The 18122-nt window shown below is 63.2% G+C and carries 16 protein-coding genes; 14 read left to right on the top strand and 2 right to left on the bottom strand.

All coding sequences use genetic code 11. The features are described 5' to 3' along the window. The first annotated feature begins 101 nt into the window (after nt 1-101). The 12 genes from M0D66_RS24855 (at nt 102) to M0D66_RS24800 (ending at nt 14388) form a co-directional block, all read left to right on the top strand. Nucleotides 102-2798 (top strand): FimV/HubP family polar landmark protein, encoded by a 2697-nt coding sequence (locus M0D66_RS24855; RefSeq protein ID WP_211705673.1) that lies wholly within the window; start codon nt 102-104, stop codon nt 2796-2798. Further along, nucleotides 2795-3607 carry a tRNA pseudouridine(38-40) synthase TruA gene (gene truA, locus M0D66_RS24850; protein ID WP_211699794.1) on the top strand — a complete coding sequence of 271 codons (813 nt, stop codon included), beginning with the start codon at nt 2795-2797 and terminating at the stop codon, nt 3605-3607. The genes M0D66_RS24855 and truA overlap by 4 nt, the downstream gene beginning before the upstream one ends. Then, on the top strand, nt 3604-4317 hold the full coding sequence (locus M0D66_RS24845; protein WP_054034795.1) for a phosphoribosylanthranilate isomerase: 714 nt from the start codon (nt 3604-3606) through the stop codon (nt 4315-4317). Before truA ends, M0D66_RS24845 begins: the two co-directional genes overlap by 4 nt. Nucleotides 4318-4377: 60 nt before the next feature. Next, complete coding sequence (gene trpB / locus M0D66_RS24840) at nt 4378-5571, top strand: tryptophan synthase subunit beta (protein WP_054034924.1); 1194 nt, start codon at nt 4378-4380, stop codon at nt 5569-5571. Nucleotides 5572-5582: 11 nt separating this feature from the next. Further along, nucleotides 5583-6500: a site-specific DNA-methyltransferase gene (locus tag M0D66_RS24835; RefSeq protein WP_093634942.1), complete on the top strand. Its 918-nt coding sequence runs from the start codon at nt 5583-5585 to the stop codon at nt 6498-6500. 33 nt (nt 6501-6533) lie between these two features. After that, nucleotides 6534-7346 (top strand): tryptophan synthase subunit alpha, encoded by an 813-nt coding sequence (trpA, locus tag M0D66_RS24830; RefSeq protein ID WP_211705672.1) that lies wholly within the window; start codon nt 6534-6536, stop codon nt 7344-7346. Between the two features lie 81 nt (nt 7347-7427). Continuing rightward, entirely contained in the window at nt 7428-8300 is an 873-nt protein-coding gene (accD, locus tag M0D66_RS24825; protein ID WP_093634944.1) for an acetyl-CoA carboxylase, carboxyltransferase subunit beta, read from the top strand. Nucleotides 8301-8446: 146 nt separating this feature from the next. Next, nucleotides 8447-9757: a bifunctional tetrahydrofolate synthase/dihydrofolate synthase gene (gene folC / locus M0D66_RS24820; RefSeq protein WP_266211812.1), complete on the top strand. Its 1311-nt coding sequence runs from the start codon at nt 8447-8449 to the stop codon at nt 9755-9757. 29 nt (nt 9758-9786) lie between these two features. Then, nucleotides 9787-10710 (top strand): SPOR domain-containing protein, encoded by a 924-nt coding sequence (locus M0D66_RS24815; protein WP_200650921.1) that lies wholly within the window; start codon nt 9787-9789, stop codon nt 10708-10710. Between the two features lie 7 nt (nt 10711-10717). Beyond that, on the top strand, nt 10718-11212 hold the full coding sequence (locus tag M0D66_RS24810) for a CvpA family protein (RefSeq protein WP_266211810.1): 495 nt from the start codon (nt 10718-10720) through the stop codon (nt 11210-11212). Between the two features lie 133 nt (nt 11213-11345). Then, entirely contained in the window at nt 11346-12893 is a 1548-nt protein-coding gene (purF, locus tag M0D66_RS24805; RefSeq protein WP_093634948.1) for an amidophosphoribosyltransferase, read from the top strand. 304 nt (nt 12894-13197) lie between these two features. Then, nucleotides 13198-14388 carry an O-succinylhomoserine sulfhydrylase gene (locus tag M0D66_RS24800; RefSeq protein WP_093634949.1) on the top strand — a complete coding sequence of 397 codons (1191 nt, stop codon included), beginning with the start codon at nt 13198-13200 and terminating at the stop codon, nt 14386-14388. A gap of 72 nt (nt 14389-14460) precedes the next feature. Here the strand turns inward: M0D66_RS24800 and M0D66_RS24795 are convergent, their stop codons facing one another. Further along, nucleotides 14461-15240: an AraC family transcriptional regulator gene (locus M0D66_RS24795; protein ID WP_211705670.1), complete on the bottom strand. Its 780-nt coding sequence runs from the start codon at nt 15238-15240 to the stop codon at nt 14461-14463. A 44-nt stretch (nt 15241-15284) separates the two neighbouring features. Then, complete coding sequence (locus M0D66_RS24790; RefSeq protein WP_027803023.1) at nt 15285-15626, bottom strand: FKBP-type peptidyl-prolyl cis-trans isomerase; 342 nt, start codon at nt 15624-15626, stop codon at nt 15285-15287. Between the two features lie 189 nt (nt 15627-15815). Between M0D66_RS24790 and M0D66_RS24785 the strand changes: the two genes are divergently transcribed. Both M0D66_RS24785 and M0D66_RS24780 read left to right on the top strand, forming a co-directional pair. After that, on the top strand, nt 15816-16622 hold the full coding sequence (locus M0D66_RS24785; protein WP_093634951.1) for a sensor histidine kinase KdpD: 807 nt from the start codon (nt 15816-15818) through the stop codon (nt 16620-16622). Nucleotides 16623-16716: 94 nt separating this feature from the next. Further along, nucleotides 16717-18060, top strand: a complete 1344-nt coding sequence (locus M0D66_RS24780) for a hemolysin family protein (protein ID WP_054034925.1) — start codon at nt 16717-16719, stop codon at nt 18058-18060. Nucleotides 18061-18122 lie beyond the last annotated feature (62 nt).

Below are 18122 nucleotides of genomic sequence, written 5' to 3'. Positions count from 1 at the left end.
AGCGTCGCGCTTGCGCGGCGCTTTTTTCATTGTGTGCTCCGATTATCTTGTCTCTTTTCAACCGCAAAAAAGGGCTGCGCGCTGACGCGCCTGGAGTCCCGATGAACCTTCGACTCTCTTCCCTTCGGGCTATGTCTATGCATCAAGGTATAGGCCGGCTGACGGCCATGACCGCTTTTGCGTTCGCGCTGGCGGGCGCCGGTGTGGGCAGCGCAGTGGCAGCGCCGGGCGACGCCGCGAGCGCGCCCGAGGGCGCTTCCGTTTCTTACGCCGCCGGGAGCCAATATACGGTGCGGCCCGGGCAGTCGTTGAATGACGTGGCGATTGCCGTCACGCAATCGCACGACAAGGGGACGCTCGCACGCGCTTCGCGCGCGCTGTTCGAGGCGAATCCGAACGCCTTCATGAGTCATGATCCGAGCCGGATGCGTGTCGGCGCGCTATTGACGATCCCGGCACTGGATGCGACCGGCGCTCCGGCGGCTTCTGCGCCGGTTGCGGGGTCTGCGTCTGCGGCGTCATCGGCCGCTACGGCTGCGGCGGCTTCCGCGCCGAACGCGGCGACGGTTGGTGCTGCTGTCGGCGCCGCGAGCGGCGTGGCGCAGGTCAACGCCGCGGCGGCGAGCGCGGCAAGCGCTGCGGCTCAGGCTGCCACGCCTGCGGTTTCAGGGACGGCCAGCTCGACGGCTGAAGCCAGCTCGGCGACGCCGGGTAGCTCGGCAGCGGCCGGCGTGGCCCCCGTAGCAGGGTCGCAGGCCGTGCCGGCCAGCGGCGCACACGTCTGGTCGGGCGCGATCCAGCCTTCGGCCAGTGAGGCTGCCGAAGGCGCGTCGGCGGTTGCCGCAGCGGCGGCCGGCGCACAACCGGCATCGCAACCGCGCGCGCAGGTTTCGAGCTTGCAGCAATTGCTTGCGCTGAAAAACCGCGTGCTGATGGAACTGCAGAAACATGGCATCGGCGGTACGCCGGCCGCGACGGTCCCGCCTGCTACAAACGGAGCGCAACCGGCCGTCGGCGTTTCGTCCGCGGCAGCCGCTTCCGGTCATGGCAGCGCACCGATTTCCACGTCGACCGACGCCGGCATCTCGCAGACGAATTTGAGCATCGCGGCGGCGATCGGCGCGGCGTTGGTCGCGCTGCTGGCCGCTTTGCGTCTGGGTCGACGTAAGCGCGTTGCTGCTGCCGCGACAGGCGGCTCCTCGCTGGCGGAGGACGCAGCGGCGGCTTCCGCGCGAGCGGCTGCGTCGCAGGATGTCGATTCGACGCACGAAGGGTCGGACGTAAGCGGCGAAGCGGCAGCAGGGCATGCAGCGGCGTCGGCGCCGACTGACCACGAGAGCGCTGGGGATGACGCGGCAGCGCGAGAAGTGGCGGAACGCGTGGCAGCGGAGCGTGAAGCGGAAATTCGCGCGGCGGCGGCGCGTGAAGCCGCGGTACGCGAGGCAGCAGAGCGAGAAAATGCAGAGCGCGCGGCGACCGAACGCCAGGCGGCGGAACGTGCAGAAGCGGAACGCGCTGCGGTGGAGAAGGCAGAAGCCGAACACGCAGCTGCGTCACAGGCTGCGGCGGAGCGCGCCGAAGCTGAACGCGCGGAGGCAGACAAAGCCGCGGCTGCGCGTGCGGCAGAAGATCATGACGCGGCGCAACGCGCCGCAGCAGAACACGAAGCCGGTGCTCACCAACCGCTCACAGGCTTGCCCGCACAAGACCACGACGCGTTCCAACACGCATCGCAGGAAATCCACCCGACACCCGCGCCGTTCGAAGCTACGCAACCGAGCCCGGACACCGAACCTCTTCCCTCGGCCCATCACGAAAACCTCGACGGGGCGACCACGGCTGCGAGCCTCGCAGCGGCCGCGGAACTCGGTGCCGAAGCATTGCCGCTGACGCCGCTTGAACCGATCGACGAGAGCTTCCAGCAAGAGGTGCCTCCGCACCGTCTGCAATGGGACGACGAGCCGGCATCGAGCGCGCCGGCCACGCCGTTGGCAGAGCCGACGCATGAGCCGCTTGCAGAGTCGTGGAGCCATCAGGACACCCCGCCGCCGGTCATCGACTTCACGCGGCAGCATGCCGAACCGCACACGACTTCGCCGTTCGGCCAGCCGCACGGCGAGACGTCGGCGTTCGATACGCCGGTGCCAGCGGTGTCGGCAGTACCCCCGGCCCAACAGGACGCAGTCCACGTCGAACCACAACCGCAGTCAAATCAGCACGCCGAACCCGCGACGCCCGACGGCGCACCAAATTTCGAACCGGCACCCATCACGCCAGTTCAGCCCGCGCTATCCGTGCCAACCGAGTTCCCGCGCGATGCCCTCGACGCATTCAGCAGTCTCAACATGCCATTGCCGCCGCGCGTCGAATCGACCGACGACGAAGCGGTGAGCGTACCCGGATCGCTTGCGACACCGCCGGTTGCCTCCCCGGAAACCACGGCGCAACAAGCCGTGGCGCCGCACGATCCGGACGACTTCCCGCATGTCGCTGACGAAATCACCGCCGGCACCGCGGGCCATGCAGCCGTCGCGGGCTTGGGCGCGGCCGGCTTCGGCGCGCTCAAGCTCGATTTCGACCTGGAGTTGCCGCCGAGCCCAGCTCAACCGTTGCCGGTTTTCACGCGAGCGGACCTAAGCCGCATCGCCCGCAACAAACTCGATCTGGCCGCCGAATATATCGACCTCGGCGATCTGTCCGGCGCGCGCACGCTCATCAACGAAGTGATCGAAGCGAACGATCCGGCCACGCGCACCGAGGCTCGCGCGCTGCTCTCGACGCTCGCGCCGTTGTCGTGAAGCGTATTGCGTTAGGCGTCCAGTACGACGGCTCGGCATTCTGCGGCTGGCAGTCGCAGCCGCACGGCAAGACTGTGCAGGACGAGCTCGAACGGGCGTTGCGCGAGTTCGCGCAAACGCCTGTGCAAACCGTTGTGGCTGGTCGTACGGATACCGGCGTGCACGGCCTTGGTCAGGTCGTGCATTTCGACACCGAACTCGATCGCACGGACTTTTCGTGGATTCGCGGCACCAACGCCTTCCTGCCGAAGACGATCGCCGTGCAGTGGGCCAAGCCGATGCCCGACGAATTTCACGCGCGTTTTTCGGCGTTCGAACGGACCTATTACTACGTCCTGTACGTCCATCCGTTCCGCTCGCCAATGCAGGATACGCGAGCCGGCTGGGTACACACGCCGCTCGACGTCGAGGCCATGCGGGCCGCCGCGGCCCATCTGATCGGCGAACACGATTTTTCGGCATTCCGTTCGTCACAATGCCAGGCGAAAACGCCGGTCAAACATCTGTACCAGATCGACGCGCGGCAACAGGGCGACTTCATTCATTTCCGCTTTCGGGCGAACGCATTCCTGCATCACATGGTGCGTAACCTGATGGGCTGTCTCGTCGATATCGGCCGGGGACGCCATCCGGCCGAATGGATGGTCGAGGTTCTCGCCAGCCGCGATCGCGATTGTGCCGCGCCGACCTTCATGCCTGACGGCCTGTACCTGGCGCAGGTGGGCTATCCTGAGCAATTCGCCGTGCCCGCGCCGCAGACCGGCAGCGTGCCGTGGAGTACCGTATGGACCGAGCAAGCGCAAACATGAAATCAACTGAAAATCTGGCAGCCGAAGCAAACGCCGGCGCGCAGCAGCATGCCGCGCCGCATCGCACGCGCATCAAGCTGTGCGGCCTGTCGAAGCCGGAAGACGTGTCGCTGGCGATCGACCTCGGCGCTGACGCGATCGGCCTCGTGTTCTACCCGCCGAGCCCGCGTTCGGTGAGCGTCGCGCAAGCCGTCGAGCTGGTGCATGATGTGCCGCCGTTCATATCGGTAGTCGGCTTGTTCGTGAACGCAACGCCGGACTGGATCCGCGAAGTTGCCAGCAATGTCGGGCTTACGCTGCTGCAGTTCCACGGCGACGAAACCGCGGAGCAGTGCGAATCCCTCGCCAGCGTTGCGGGTTTGCCTTGGTTGCGCGCTTTGCGAGTCGCGGCGGATACTCAACCGGCAGATTTGGTAAAATCAGCACTTAACTATTCAGCAGCCAGCGGCCTTCTGTTCGACACCCATGTCGAAGGCTATGGCGGCGGCGGGAAGGTTTTCGATTGGTCACTTATTCCAGCAGAGCTCGCGCGTCGGGCCGTTTTGAGTGGTGGGTTGAACGCGCAAAACGTCAGTGATGCGATCCATCGCGTGCGCCCGTACGCGGTCGATGTCTCGAGCGGCATCGAAGTGCCGGGCGCCAAGGGCGTGAAAGATCACGCCCGGATGGCGGCGTTCGTACGCGCAGTGCGCGCAGCGGACGCTGAATGATTCAGGCGGCGCGGTTTTCTCATATGAAAGCCGTGCGCCACACTGAGAAGAGTGATCACCATGTATAACTTGCCTGACGAAAGAGGCCATTTCGGCCAGTATGGCGGCGTGTTCGTCGCTGAAACGCTGGTTCACGCACTCGACGAACTGCGTGCCGCGTATGAGAAATTTCAAAAAGACCCGGAATTCGTCGCCGAATATGAGCGCGAACTGAAGCATTTCGTAGGTCGTCCGTCCCCCATTTATCACGCACAACGCTGGAGCGAAATGCTCGGCGGCGCGCAGGTTTTTCTCAAGCGTGAAGACCTGAATCACACCGGCGCTCACAAGATCAATAACGTGATCGGCCAGGCGCTGCTCGCAAAGCGCATGGGCAAGCCGCGCGTGATCGCGGAAACCGGCGCGGGTCAGCACGGCGTGGCGGCCGCGACCATCGCGGCGCGCTTCGGCATGGAATGCGTGGTCTACATGGGCGAAGAAGACGTGCGCCGCCAGGCGGCCAACGTCTACCGGATGAAGCTGCTCGGCGCGACCGTCGTGCCCGTGACGTCCGGCTCGCGCACGTTGAAAGACGCGCTCAACGAAGCGATGCGCGACTGGGTGACTAACGTCGAAAACACGTTCTACATTATCGGCACGGTGGCGGGGCCGCATCCGTATCCGATGATGGTGCGCGACTTCCAGCGCGTGATCGGCGACGAGTGCAAGGTGCAGATGCCCGAACTGGTCGGTCGCCAGCCGGACGCCGTGATTGCGTGCGTTGGCGGCGGTTCGAATGCAATGGGTATCTTTTACCCATACATTGAAGACACTTCGGTGCAACTGATCGGCGTCGAGCCGGCGGGTGACGGGATCGAAACCGGTCGGCACGCAGCCTCGCTGATCGCCGGTACGCCGGGCGTGCTGCACGGTAACCGCACGTATCTCCTGCAAGACGAGAACGGTCAGATTATCGAAACCCATTCGATCTCGGCCGGCCTGGATTATCCGGGTGTCGGCCCCGAGCATGCGTGGCTAAAAGACAGCAATCGCGCGCAATATGTCAGCATCACCGACGAAGAAGCGCTCAAGGCGTTCCACGATTGCTGCCGCATTGAAGGCATTATTCCGGCGCTGGAGTCCAGCCATGCGCTGGCTTACGCCGCGAAGCTCGCGCCGACGCTGCCGAAGGACAAGGTCCTTCTGGTCAATCTGTCGGGCCGCGGCGACAAGGACATGCATACGGTCGCTGAGCGATCGGGCATTCAGTTCTGAGCGCCGCGACGATGCGCGACGAGTTCGACGAGCCGCAACCGGCGCTTGAAACCAGCCCGGCCGCCGAAGTAGTGGCGGCCGAGGCGCCCGCACCCTTGTTGGCGCAGGTGCCCGCCGGCATCCGGCTGTTGAACCGCGATTTTCTGACCGATGTAGCGAACATCCCCGACGGGTCGATCGACCTGATCCTGTGCGATCCGCCTTATGGGCTCGGCAAGGATTATGGCAACGATTCCGACATGCGCTCCGGCGAGGATTTTCTCGCCTGGACGCGTGGCTGGCTCGAGCTGGCTATTCCAAAGCTCAAGCCGTCGGGTTCGCTGTATATCTTCTGCACCTGGCAGTACGCGCCGGAAATCTTCAGCTTCCTGAAGACAAAACTCACGATGGTCAACGAAATCATCTGGGACCGGCGTGTGCCGAGCATGGGGGGAACGGTTCGCCGATTCACCTCGGTGCACGACAACATCGGCTTTTTCGCGGTGTCGAAAGATTATTTTTTCGATCTCGATCCCGTCCGCATCCCGTACGATGCCGTCACGAAGAAGGCGCGTTCGCGTAAATTGTTCGAAGGCAGTAAGTGGCTGGAGCTTGGCTATAATCCGAAGGACGTCTGGTCGGTATCGCGGCTGCATCGGCAACACGCCGAGCGCGTCGATCACCCGACCCAGAAGCCTCTGGAAATTGTCGAGCGGATGGTGCTGGCAAGTTGTCCGAAGGGCGGGCGCGTGCTCGACCCGTTCATGGGCAGCGGCACCACCGCAGTCGCTTGCGCTCGGCAGCAGCGCGAATTCGTCGGCTATGAGATCAATGAAAGTTACTGCGCGATAGCGCGCGAACGCGTTAGCGCGGCCGCGTCGGCGCCCACTGCCGCTCGCAAAACCCGCAAGAATGCGGCCAAAGCCGAGCAGCAAACCGAGGCGCAATAAGCGCGCAGTAGCTTAAAAATCCGAGAATATTCCATGTCCCGTATCAAGAACACGTTTGCTGCGTTGTCCGCCCAAGGTAAGAAAGGCCTGATTCCGTTCATGACGGCCGGTGACCCGGATCCGGCGCGCACGGTCGAATTCATGCACGCGCTTGCCGCCGGCGGCGCCGATGTGATCGAACTCGGCGTACCGTTTTCCGACCCGATGGCCGATGGCCCGGTGATCCAGCAGTCGTCCGAACGCGCGCTGGCGCATGGCGTGTCGCTGCGCCACGTGCTGGCCGACGTGAAGCGCTTCCGCGAAACCGACGACAAGACGCCGGTGGTGCTGATGGGCTACGCCAATCCGATCGAACGCATGGGCACCGAAGCGTTCGCCAAAGCGGCGAAAGAGGCTGGTGTGGACGGCGTGCTGGTTGTCGACTACCCGCCGGAAGAGTGCGTCAACTTCGCTGAACAGATGCGATCTTCCGGCATCGATCCGATCTTTTTGCTTGCGCCCACCTCCACGGATGAGCGCATCGCGGAAGTCGGCAAAATCGCCAGCGGTTACGTCTATTATGTGTCGCTGAAAGGTGTGACCGGCGCGGCAAATCTGGACGTTTCCAGCATCGCGAGTAAAATCCCGGCCATCAAGTCGCGCGTACCCCTGCCGGTGGGCGTCGGTTTTGGCATCCGTGACGCGCAAACGGCGCGTTCGGTGGCCGAAGTGTCCGATGCCGTCGTGATCGGCAGCCGTATCGTGCAATTGCTCGAACAAGCGGCGCCCGAAGCCGCCGCCGAGACGCTTACGCGCTTCATTGCTGAAGTGCGCGAGGCGCTCGATAGCGTCGCGACTGCCCGATAACAGTTATTTTTTGTCTCCTGTAGTGTGAGCGGCGGGTTCGTCCCGCCGTTTGCGCAACCGGTTGACCCTGAGGGATTCAATATGAGCTGGCTCGATAAACTGCTGCCGCCGAAAATCAAACAAACCGACCCGAAGAACCGCAAGGGGATTCCGGAAGGCCTGTGGATCAAGTGCCCGTCGTGCGAAGCCGTGCTGTACCGCAATGACGTCGAGGCCAATCTGCACGTTTGCCCGAAGTGCGACCATCACATGCGCATCGGCGCGCGTGAGCGGCTCGACGGCCTGCTCGATCCGGAAGGTCGCTACGAAATCGGCCAGGAAATCGTCCCGGTCGACGCGCTCAAGTTCAAAGACAGCCGCAAGTACCCGGATCGCCTGAAAGAGGCGATGGACGACACCGACGAAACCGATGCGATGGTCGTAATGGGTGGCGCCATCCACACGCTGCCGGTGGTGGTCGCGTGCTTCGAGTTCTCGTTCATGGGCGGCTCGATGGGTTCGGTGGTCGGCGAACGCTTCGTGCGCGGCGCGCAGAACGCGCTCGAACAGAAGGTGCCGTTTATCTGTTTCACCGCTTCGGGCGGCGCGCGGATGCAGGAAAGCCTGCTTTCGCTGATGCAAATGGCGAAAACCACGGCCATGCTGACCAAGCTCGCCGAAGCCAAGCTGCCGTTTATTTCCGTGCTGACCGATCCGACCATGGGCGGCGTGTCGGCGAGTTTCGCGTTCCTCGGCGACGTGGTGATCGCCGAGCCGAAGGCGCTGATCGGCTTTGCCGGCCCGCGCGTGATCGAACAAACCGTGCGTGAAAAACTGCCGGAAGGCTTCCAGCGTGCTGAGTTCCTGCTGACGAAGGGCGCGGTCGACATGATCGTCGACCGTCGCAAGCTGCGTGAAGAAATCGCGCAATTGATGGCGCTCTTGAGCCATCAGCCAGCTGACGCAGTCGCATAAGCCTACGCATCAATAGGGCCGCACCTGAAAGGGCGCCGCGCCCACAAGAAAAGCAGTCAAAAAATAGCGCGCCGCGAGAGTCATCAAGCGGCGCGCTGTCATTTCCGGGATAATCACGATCTCGCAACGCAGCAAAGATTCGCTCGATGACCACATTCCCCACCCTCGACGCGTGGCTCACGCACCTTGAATCCGCGCATCCTGTCGGCATCGACATGGGATTGGGACGCATCTCGCAGGTACGTGACGCAATGGAGTTGTCGTTCGCGTGCCCGATCATCACGGTCGGCGGCACGAACGGCAAGGGTTCGACCTGCGCGATTCTCGAATCGATTTTGCTGCGCGCGGGCTTTACGGTTGGCTGCCACACGTCGCCGCACTTGTTGACTTTCAACGAACGGGCGCGCGTGAACGGCGAAATGGCGAGCGACGCAGACCTGCTGCCGCATTTCGAAGCCGTCGAAGCCGCGCGCCTGAGCCTTGCCGAACCGATGACACTGACCTACTTCGAATTCACGACGCTCGCGATCATGAGCCTGTTCGCCTCGCGCGGATTGGACGCGGTGATCTTCGAAGTCGGCCTGGGCGGCCGCCTCGACGCGGTCAACATCCTCGACGCGGACTGCGCGATCATCACCAGCATCGATATCGATCACACCGAATATCTCGGCGACACGCGCGAGAAAATCGGCTTCGAAAAAGCCGGTATTTTCCGCCCCGGTAAGCCGGCGATCTGCGCCGATCCGGTGCCGCCGCAATCTCTGATCGATCACGCCGAAAAGATCGGCGCCGAGCTGTGGCTATTCGGCCGCGACTTCCGCTACGAAGGGCAGGCCGGTAGCGAGCGCCAGCAATGGAGCTACGTGGGCCCGACCATGCGCCGTTCCGCGCTCGCCTATCCGGCATTGCGCGGCGCGAATCAGCTGATCAACACGTCGGCGGCGCTAGCCGGTCTTGAAGCGCTGCGCGACCGATTGCCGGTTTCGGCGCAGGACATTAGGCTCGGCCTCGCTAACGTCGAATTGCCGGGGCGCTTCCAGGTGCTGCCCGGCAAGCCCGCCATCGTGCTCGACGTCGGCCATAACCCGCACGCCGCCGCAGTGCTGTCGCAAAACCTCGGCAATATGGGCTTTTTCCCGTACACGTATGCGGTATTCGGCGCGATGCGCGACAAGGATATTGCTGGTGTACTGACGCACCTGAAGGGCGAAATCGACCACTGGTGCGTGACCGATTTGCCGACCCCGCGTGCGGCTTCGGCGGAAGAACTCGAAGCGGCTTTGCGCGAGCAGGGCGTGAGCGACGGCAATGACAGCAGCGTGACGCGTTACGCAACACCGGCAGACGCTTTCCAAGACGCGCTAAAACGAGCGTCAGAGAATGATAGAATCGTAGTTTTCGGCAGTTTCTATACGGTAGCAGGCGTAATGGCCTACCGTAAATCGCAGCAACACTGAACGGGCGCCAGGCTCGAACCAAGCGATTCATGGGAATTTTCTCGTTCGGCAAGAAAGACGACGCGCCCAGCCGGCGCGGCGCAAACACCAGTTCCACCCGGGCCGCCCGTGGCGAGCGCGTGGAGCGGCGAACCCGCCGCACGGAGCGCACCGTGGATGCCGATGCGATGCTGCTCGACCCTACGTTGCCTGAAAAGCAGCGTGCGCGGCGCAGACTCGTCGGCGCGGTCGCGCTGGTCGTCGCAGCGGTGGTGATCCTGCCGATGGTGCTGGATTCGCATCCAAAGCCCGTCACAGACGACATCTCCATCGACATTCCAAGCCGCCCTGCGCCGAAGGTCGCCACCAAGACCGACGAAGACACGCAGGCTGGCGTAGCACCGGATAACCCAGCGCCTGACGCGGCACTCGCCGCTTCCGGCCTTGCGCCGACAACGGCAGCCACGCAAGGCCAGTCCGGCGCCGCGAAACAGCAAAGCGCTGCAACGAGCGCAGCGCCCGCCGCCGCCAAACCGGCTGCGAAGCCGCAAGCGCCCGCCGCCGTTGCCGCCAATACGGCACCTGCAGCGCCTGTCGCGCAAACGCCTGCCAAACCGGCCAAAGCACCCGCCACGCAAAGCGCGGCGAAAACGCCGGCCCCGAGCGAAGACAGCGCGAACACGGCCGCCGCCAGCGCGGACGCCAATTCCGGTACGCCGGCATCGCCGCCTGGCAGCCGTTTCGCCGTCCAGCTGGGTGCATTTGCGAACGACGCCAATGCCCGTACCTGGGCCACCAAGTTGAAAGCGGCCGGTGTGCCCGCATATACCGAACATCGGAAGCAGGCCGACGGCTCCACGCTCACGCTATTGCGCGCTGGTCCGTTTGCCGACCGTGCAGCGGCTAGCGCCGCGATTGCGAAGGTTCGTGAGGCCGGCTTGACGTCGGGCGCGAACAGCGGCGCTGCACAGTAAGCGAGCGATGTTCACTGCCTTCGACTACGCTGTAATGGCGGTGATCGGTTTGTCGGCCTTGCGCGGCACATGGCGCGGCTTTTTGTCCGAGATATTCGGGCTGATCGGCTGGATCGCGGCGTTTTTCATTGCTTGCCGCTTTGTTGGTTATGTCGTGCCGTTTATCTCTGCCACGTGGCCGGGCGGCGCGCTGACCCAGTGGCTTCTGGCGTTCGCGCTGGTGGCGATCGGCGTGGTGCTGGTCGCAAGCGTGCTGAACGCGTTGCTGAGCCGCATCGTGCAGGCGAGCGGCTTGAGCGGCGTGGACCGCTCGCTCGGTTTGATGTTCGGCCTCGTGCGCGGGGTCGTTCTGGTGCTGATTCTGGTCGCCCTTGCAGGCTTGACCGAACTGCCCCAACAGGAATTCTGGCGCAACGCCTTGCTTCGGCCCTATGCGGTCGAGGGCGTGCACGTAATGAAACCGCTGCTTCCCGAGACGCTCGCTGCCTACGTCCGCGTGTGACGATCAGGTGAACGGTTAGAGGAGCGCAGCAGGACTCCGGCGCAATCCGGTGCCTCTACGTAGTCGCGTACCCTCGCGCAGCATCGCAGGCACCGGCCGCCGTTACGAATTTCGTACCTTTGAAGGACATGCCATGTGCGGCATCGTAGGCGTAGTTTCCCATTCTCCGGTCAATCAGCTGATCTATGACAGCCTGCTGCTTCTGCAGCACCGCGGTCAGGACGCCGCCGGCATCGCGACAGCGAACGGCAGCAACTTCCACATGCACAAGGCTAACGGCATGGTGCGCGACGTGTTCCGCACGCGCAACATGCGCAGCCTGCCCGGCACCACCGGTATCGGCCAGGTCCGCTACCCGACCGCCGGTTCTGCATCGAGCGAAGAAGAAGCCCAGCCGTTCTACGTGAACGCGCCGTTCGGCATCATACTCGCGCACAACGGCAATCTGACCAACTGGCAGCAATTGAAAGATGAGATGTTCCGCATCGATCGCCGCCACATCAATACCAACTCCGACACTGAAGTGATGCTCAACGTGCTCGCGCACGAATTGCAGCTCTCCAGTTCGAGCCTGCAACTCGATCCGGCTGCGCTGTTCAAGGCGGTGTCGGGCGTGCATCGCCGGGTGCGGGGTTCGTACGCGATCGTGTCGCTGATTGCCGGCTACGGTTTGCTCGGCTTCCGCGACCCGTTCGGCATTCGCCCGCTGTGCCTCGGCAAGCAGGAAACGCCGGAAGGCGTCGAGTGGATCCTGGCGTCGGAATCGGTTGCGATCGAAGGTATCGGTTTCGAATTTGTGCGTGACATCGCGCCGGGTGAGGCAATTTTCATCGACCTCGAAGGCAATTTGCACTCGCAGCAATGCGCAACGAATCCGAGCCTGAACCCGTGCATTTTCGAACTCGTGTACCTCGCGCGTCCGGACTCGGTGCTCGACGGCGTGCCGGTCTACAACGTGCGTCTGCGCATGGGCGATTACCTCGCCGAGAAGATCAAGCGTGAATTGCCCGACGTCGAGATCGACGTCGTGATGCCGATTCCCGATTCGTCCCGTCCGGCTGCGATGCAGGTCGCGAAGAAGCTGGGTGTGGAGTATCGCGAAGGCTTCTTCAAGAACCGCTACGTGGGCCGCACCTTCATCATGCCGGGCCAGGCGATGCGCAAGAAGTCGGTGCGTCAGAAGCTGAACGCCATGGGCATCGAGTTCAAGGGCAAGAACGTGCTGATCGTCGACGACTCGATCGTGCGCGGCACGACCTCGCACGAAATCGTGCAGATGGCACGCGACGCCGGCGCGAACAAGGTGATCTTCGCTTCGGCGGCACCGCCGGTGAAGTACCCGAACGTCTACGGTATCGATATGCCCACGCGCGGCGAACTCGTCGCGCATGGCCGCACGGACGATGAAGTCGCGCGCATGATCGGCGCGGATTATCTCGTTTATCAGGACGTCGACGCCCTCAAGCAAGCCGTGCGCGACATCAACCCGGCGCTGAAGGAATTCGAAGCCTCGTGCTTCGACGGCAACTACGTCACGGGCGATGTGACCACCGAGTACCTCGACCGCATCGAAACCGCGCGCCTCGCACCGTCCTCGCAATCGGATCGCGACGCCGCGAGCGAAGCGGCCGAGGGCGGCCCGTCGCGTTCGCAACTGCATCTGCAGTTGTCGGTTGGTTGAGTGCGGTTGAGTGATGGCGCTCGCGTCGTGGCCCGCTGCACGCCACGCCGCGAGCGTGTTAGCATGACGGCTTGCGTCGATTTGATCTCAGCTTGCGGACGCGGGGCAACCCAAAACAGCTAAAGCGAATGGTGGAAAAGCCGCAGTCATCCGCCTCCGCTCCAGCTTTCCCCCGCACATGAAGCCCGCTTATGCCGACGCAAAAGCGGGCTTTTTTGTTGCTGCCGTTTGGCGTTGCTGGGCTCGTTCAACATGAGCCGCAGACGCTGAACCCAGCCATGGAACATTGGAAACCAGAACCAACATGGACGACTCCCTGAACTTCGACACGCTGGCAGTCCGCTCGGGCACAGCGCGCAGCGACTTCAACGAACATTCGGAAGCGATTTTCCTGACCTCGAGCTTCGTCTTCGCGAGTGCCGCGGACGCCGCCGAAAAATTCAAGAATTCCGAAGACAACTACACCTACTCGCGCTTCACGAATCCGACCGTCTCGATGTTCCAGGACCGTCTGGCCGCGCTTGAAGGCGGCGAAGCGTGCATGGCCACGGCTTCGGGGATGGCCGCGATCATGTCGGTGGTGATGTCGACCTTGCAGGCCGGCGACCATCTGGTGAGCTCGCAAGCGCTGTTCGGTTCGACGCTCGGCATGTTCTCGCAAATCTTCAGCAAGTTCGGCATCACGACGACGTTCGTCGATCCGACCAATCTGGACGCGTGGAAAAACGCCGTGCGTCCGGAAACGAAGATGTTCTTCCTCGAGACGCCGTCGAACCCGCTCACCGAAGTCGCCGATATCGAAGCGATCAGCAAGATCGCGAAGGCGGCCAATGCGATCTTCGTGGTCGACAACTGCTTCTGTAGCCCGGCTTTGCAACAGCCGTTGAAGCTCGGCGCTGATGTCGTGATGCATTCGGCCACCAAGTTCCTCGACGGCCAAGGGCGTGTGCTCGGCGGCGCACTGGTCGGCTCGAAGCAGTTCATCATGGAAAAGGTGTTCCCGTTCGTGCGCAGTGCCGGGCCGACCTTGTCCGCGTTCAATGCATGGGTGCTGCTCAAGGGCATGGAAACGCTGTCGCTGCGCGTCGAAAAGCAGTCGGCGAACGCGCTCGAAATCGCGCGCTGGCTGGAAACGCATCCGGCCGTGAACCGCGTGTTTTACCCGGGGCTCGAATCGCATCCGCAGCACGCGCTGGCCATGCGTCAGCAGAAGGCGGGCGGTGCGATCCTGTCGTTCGAACTGAAGGGCGATACGCCTGAGCAGATGCGCGCGAATGCCTGGCGCGTGATCGACAGCACGAAGATCTGCTCGATCACCGGCAACCTCGGCGATACGCGCACCACCATCACGCATCCGGCTACGACCACGCACGGTCGCGTGACGCCGGAAGCGCGCGCGGCGGCGGGGATCAGCGAAGGCTTGATCCGTCTCGCAGTGGGTCTGGAAAACGCCGGCGATATTCGCGGCGATCTGGAGCGCGGTCTGGCGGGTTGATCACGCCGGACACATGCAGCAGAGAAGGAGAACGCGGGCCGCCTTTTCAGGCGGCTCGCATGTCGCACAAACTCAATGGCGCAGCGCGCGCCATTGACCGGGCGCCAGCCCGAAACGCCGCGTGAATGCGTGCGTGTAAGCGCTCTGATCGCCGAAGCCGATTTCTAGCGCGATATCGCTGAGCGACAGGCGTGGATCGGACAGCAAGCCAAGAGAGGTATCGAGCCGCAGACGCTGCAAATAGCGATGCGGCGTTTCGCCGAAGGCGTCGATAAAAAGCTGATGAAAGCGCCGCATGCCGAAGCCGCAATGGGAGGCCAGGTCGGCGATACGCAGCGGTTCCGACAGATGAGCGCGCAGCCAGCGGTCGATGCGAGCGAAGTCGAGGCCGGCGCCGGATGCCTGCGCCCCGGCCGCCGTGCCGGTATCGGCCACCAACGCAGCGCCCAGTCGGGCGGCTGCGTCCCAATGGAAACGCCGGGTATCCAGATCGTCGCCTTGCGCACCGCCTGTGGCGTGCGCGGCAATCCGATGCACGAGCTGCGTGAGCGAGGCATCCACCGTCACGGCCCGCGCGCGGTCGAACAAACGCTCCGGCACGGCCAGCGACGTGGCCGGCAGATCCAGCACTAACTGCCGGTTCTCGCCGACGCCCGCATAGTCGTGCCGTGCACCCGCCGGGATGAGCCAGGCGGAGCCGGCGTCGATCTGATGCGCGACGCCGTCTACCGCCATCACCATCGCGCCGTCGAGTCCGAGCACGACCTGGTGAAAGTCGTGCACGTCCGACGCTTCGATCGCGCCGTACCGGCGCAACGAAACGCTAGGAGCGGTGATGGCGGCGTGACTCATCGGTGAAACCCAATTACAAAATACAAAACAGCGCAGCGAAAAACTTAGACGCCGAGCAGTTCGACTTCAAACACGAGCGTTGCATTCGGCGGAATCACGCCGCCTGCGCCACGCACGCCATAGCCGAGTTGCGGCGGAATCGTCAGCTTGCGCGTGCCGCCGACCTTCATGCCTTGCACGCCTTCGTCCCAGCCCTTGATGACCATGCCGCCGCCCAGCACGAACGCGAACGGGTCGTTGCGGTCCTTGCTCGAGTCGAACTTCTGGCCGTCGGTCAGCCAGCCCGTGTAGTGCACGCTGACGGTCTTGCCGGCCACCGCTTCGGCGCCAGTGCCTTCAACGATGTCTTCGTATTTCAGGCCGGATTCGGTAGTCACAGTCGACATGTGTCGCTCCTTAGATCAAAAATGTAAAAACCGACATTGTAGGCGTGTTGGGCTCGCATCGCCGAGGATTGCCGTGTGGCATGTGGTTTGCGTTCAGGTTAGCCATCCGGCCAGGCTGGTTACGCTGGACGGCATGCCTATAATGGGGTTTCTTTTGAAATTTGATGCACCGCCTGAGAGGGTTCGATCGTGACAACGCCTTCCACCGGGACCGCCGGCGCAACGCCGGTTCCTTCCGGCTTCGCCGTATCCGAACGCACCGCACGCCTGCGCGCGGAGACCGCGCTGTTTATGCGCGATCACGTGCTGTCGCTGGTGTCGCATGACCTCCGTGGTCCGCTGAACGCCATCCATAGCTGGGCGTACGTGCTCGAGCGCAAGCTCGATGCCAACGACCCCAATTCGCAACGCGCCGTCACCGGCATCCGTAACGGCGTAGAACAGCAGGTGAAGCTGCTGGAGACGATTGTCGACGCCACGCGCGCGGAGACCAAATCGCTGGAACTGGCATTTGCGCCGTTTTCGCTGCATCCGTTACTCGATGAAACCGTTGACGAAGTCCGTTCCGGGCTGGCGCGCACACGCGGCGTCGAGGTTACGGTCGAATCGCACCTCGCTACCGAGCAGCTCAACGGCGATCGTGAGCGCCTGGCCGCCACGTTGTGGCTGATGCTCACATTTGCCGTCGAGGCGAGCACGAAGGGCGCGGCGGTCACGCTTGCCGCACGCGCGGACGCCAGCAGGTGGTACGCCACGGTCACCTTCAATCAAAGCGCCGCTGCATTGAACGATCCGGCGGCGCCGCATTTGCTGGAAGCCTTTGCCCGCAAACAGGCGTGCGAACCACGCGAAGCCAAACGGATCGCGTGGGTGTTCGCGCTGTGCAAGCGCGTTGCGGAAGCGCACGGCGGCAGCTTCGAACAAAGCGATGCCGCTGAGAGCGAAGCGGTGACGCTCGCGCTGCACGTGCCGCTGAGTGCAACGACAGCAACGTGAACGGCGGCTGTCGGCGCGCATTCCTGCACGCGATTAACTTTCAATTTGCTTGCGCCATCTATACTGACAACTTTTGTTGCCGGAGCCCTTCGCTTTGATCCAGGTTGTCGCCCTTATCGGTGCATTGTTTCTCGTTGCCCTCAACGGTTTTTTCGTCGCCGCCGAATTCGGTCTGGTGAAGCTGCGGCAAACGCGTGTGCAAAGCCTCGCAGCCAAACACGGTATGCGTGGGCGTTTGCTGGCGAAGGTGCACGGGCGGCTCGACGCGTATCTGTCCGCCTGTCAGCTGGGCATTACGCTGGCGTCGCTTGGGCTCGGTTGGATCGGTGAGCCGGCGTTCGCCGAACTGCTCACGCCGGTCTTCAGTCTGCTCGGCGTCGAGTCGGAGAAGCTGATTCACGGCATCTCGCTGTTCTTCGCGTTCTCGTGTATTTCGTTCCTGCACATCGTAGTGGGCGAACTGGCGCCGAAGTCGCTGGCGATTCGCGAGGCGGAAAAGGTTTCGCTGTGGGCCGCTACGCCGCTGTACGGTTTCTACTGGGCGATGTATCCGGCAATCTGGGTGCTCAATACGAGTGCAAACGCGGTGTTGAAACTCGCGGGCCTCGACGCGGACCATGGCCACGATTCGCATTACTCGACTGACGAACTCAAGCTGATCTTGCGTGGCCGCCGCGCCAACGTTGCGACTGAACTCGGTGCGCCGGATGGCGCATACAGCCAGGACGAATGGAACACGATTGCGCATTCGCTGGATTTTTCGCGCATGACCGTCTCGGATCTGATGCGCCCATCGTATGAAATGGTCGGCCTGCGGCGCGATCTGCCGTTGCGCGAAAACATGCAGGTCGTGGCGCGGCACCGCTTTAGCCGCTATCCGTTGTTCGAAGACGCGTCCGGCGAGCGCGTGGCCGGCATGATCCATTTGAAGGATTTGCTGCTGGCGCGGCACGCGGGCAGCACGCTCGACGACCTCTCCAAATATGCGCGACCCGTGCAGTACGTGAAGCCGGACATGCCGGCGCTCGAACTATTTCGCCGCTTCCGCAAGGGCGCGCCGCACTTCGCACTGGTTGGTCACAAGAACTCGAAGCCGATCGGCTTTCTGACGCTGGACAATCTGCTCGGTGCGCTGGTTGGGCAGATCCACGACGAATTCCGCCAGGGCGACGCCGACTGGACGCGCATGGACGACGGCACGCTGATGGGCAAAGGTAGCTTGCCGGTGGTGTCGTTGGAACGCGCGCTCGGGATCGACATCGACGAAGGCAAGGCCGAATCGGTCGGCGGCCTCGTGATTCAGGCGCTCAACGATCTGCCTACCGAAGGGCAGCGCGTCGAGTTCGATCGCTTCGATGTGGTGGTCAAGAAGATGAAGGGGCCGCGCATCGTGCTCGTGCGCGTTTATCCGAAGACCTACGACGACGAAGGCGGTTGAGCGGCGTCTGCGCTGAATCCGCTCCAGGTCCGTTAAAGCATCGTTCGAGTAAAATCGTCGCC

The organism is Paraburkholderia sp. SECH2 (genome assembly GCF_030464795.1).
Lineage (GTDB): Bacteria > Pseudomonadota > Gammaproteobacteria > Burkholderiales > Burkholderiaceae > Paraburkholderia > Paraburkholderia aspalathi.
Note: the sequence above shows the minus strand (reverse complement) of the source record. Positions and strands in the feature narration are given on the sequence as shown.

Bases quoted from the DNA above. Each gene is read 5' to 3' on its own strand.
- M0D66_RS24800 (WP_093634949.1), top strand. From the start codon at position 13,198: ATGGACGACTCCCTGAACTTCGACACGCTGGCAGTCCGCTCGGGCACA.
- M0D66_RS24835 (WP_093634942.1), top strand. From the start codon at position 5,583: ATGCGCGACGAGTTCGACGAGCCGCAACCGGCGCTTGAAACCAGCCCG.
- M0D66_RS24845 (WP_054034795.1), top strand. From the start codon at position 3,604: ATGAAATCAACTGAAAATCTGGCAGCCGAAGCAAACGCCGGCGCGCAG.
- M0D66_RS24790 (WP_027803023.1), bottom strand. From the start codon at position 15,626: ATGTCGACTGTGACTACCGAATCCGGCCTGAAATACGAAGACATCGTT.
- M0D66_RS24810 (WP_266211810.1), top strand. From the start codon at position 10,718: ATGTTCACTGCCTTCGACTACGCTGTAATGGCGGTGATCGGTTTGTCG.
- M0D66_RS24795 (WP_211705670.1), bottom strand. From the start codon at position 15,240: ATGAGTCACGCCGCCATCACCGCTCCTAGCGTTTCGTTGCGCCGGTAC.
- purF (WP_093634948.1), top strand. From the start codon at position 11,346: ATGTGCGGCATCGTAGGCGTAGTTTCCCATTCTCCGGTCAATCAGCTG.
- trpB (WP_054034924.1), top strand. From the start codon at position 4,378: ATGTATAACTTGCCTGACGAAAGAGGCCATTTCGGCCAGTATGGCGGC.
- folC (WP_266211812.1), top strand. From the start codon at position 8,447: ATGACCACATTCCCCACCCTCGACGCGTGGCTCACGCACCTTGAATCC.
- accD (WP_093634944.1), top strand. From the start codon at position 7,428: ATGAGCTGGCTCGATAAACTGCTGCCGCCGAAAATCAAACAAACCGAC.
- M0D66_RS24855 (WP_211705673.1), top strand. From the start codon at position 102: ATGAACCTTCGACTCTCTTCCCTTCGGGCTATGTCTATGCATCAAGGT.
- M0D66_RS24815 (WP_200650921.1), top strand. From the start codon at position 9,787: ATGGGAATTTTCTCGTTCGGCAAGAAAGACGACGCGCCCAGCCGGCGC.
- trpA (WP_211705672.1), top strand. From the start codon at position 6,534: ATGTCCCGTATCAAGAACACGTTTGCTGCGTTGTCCGCCCAAGGTAAG.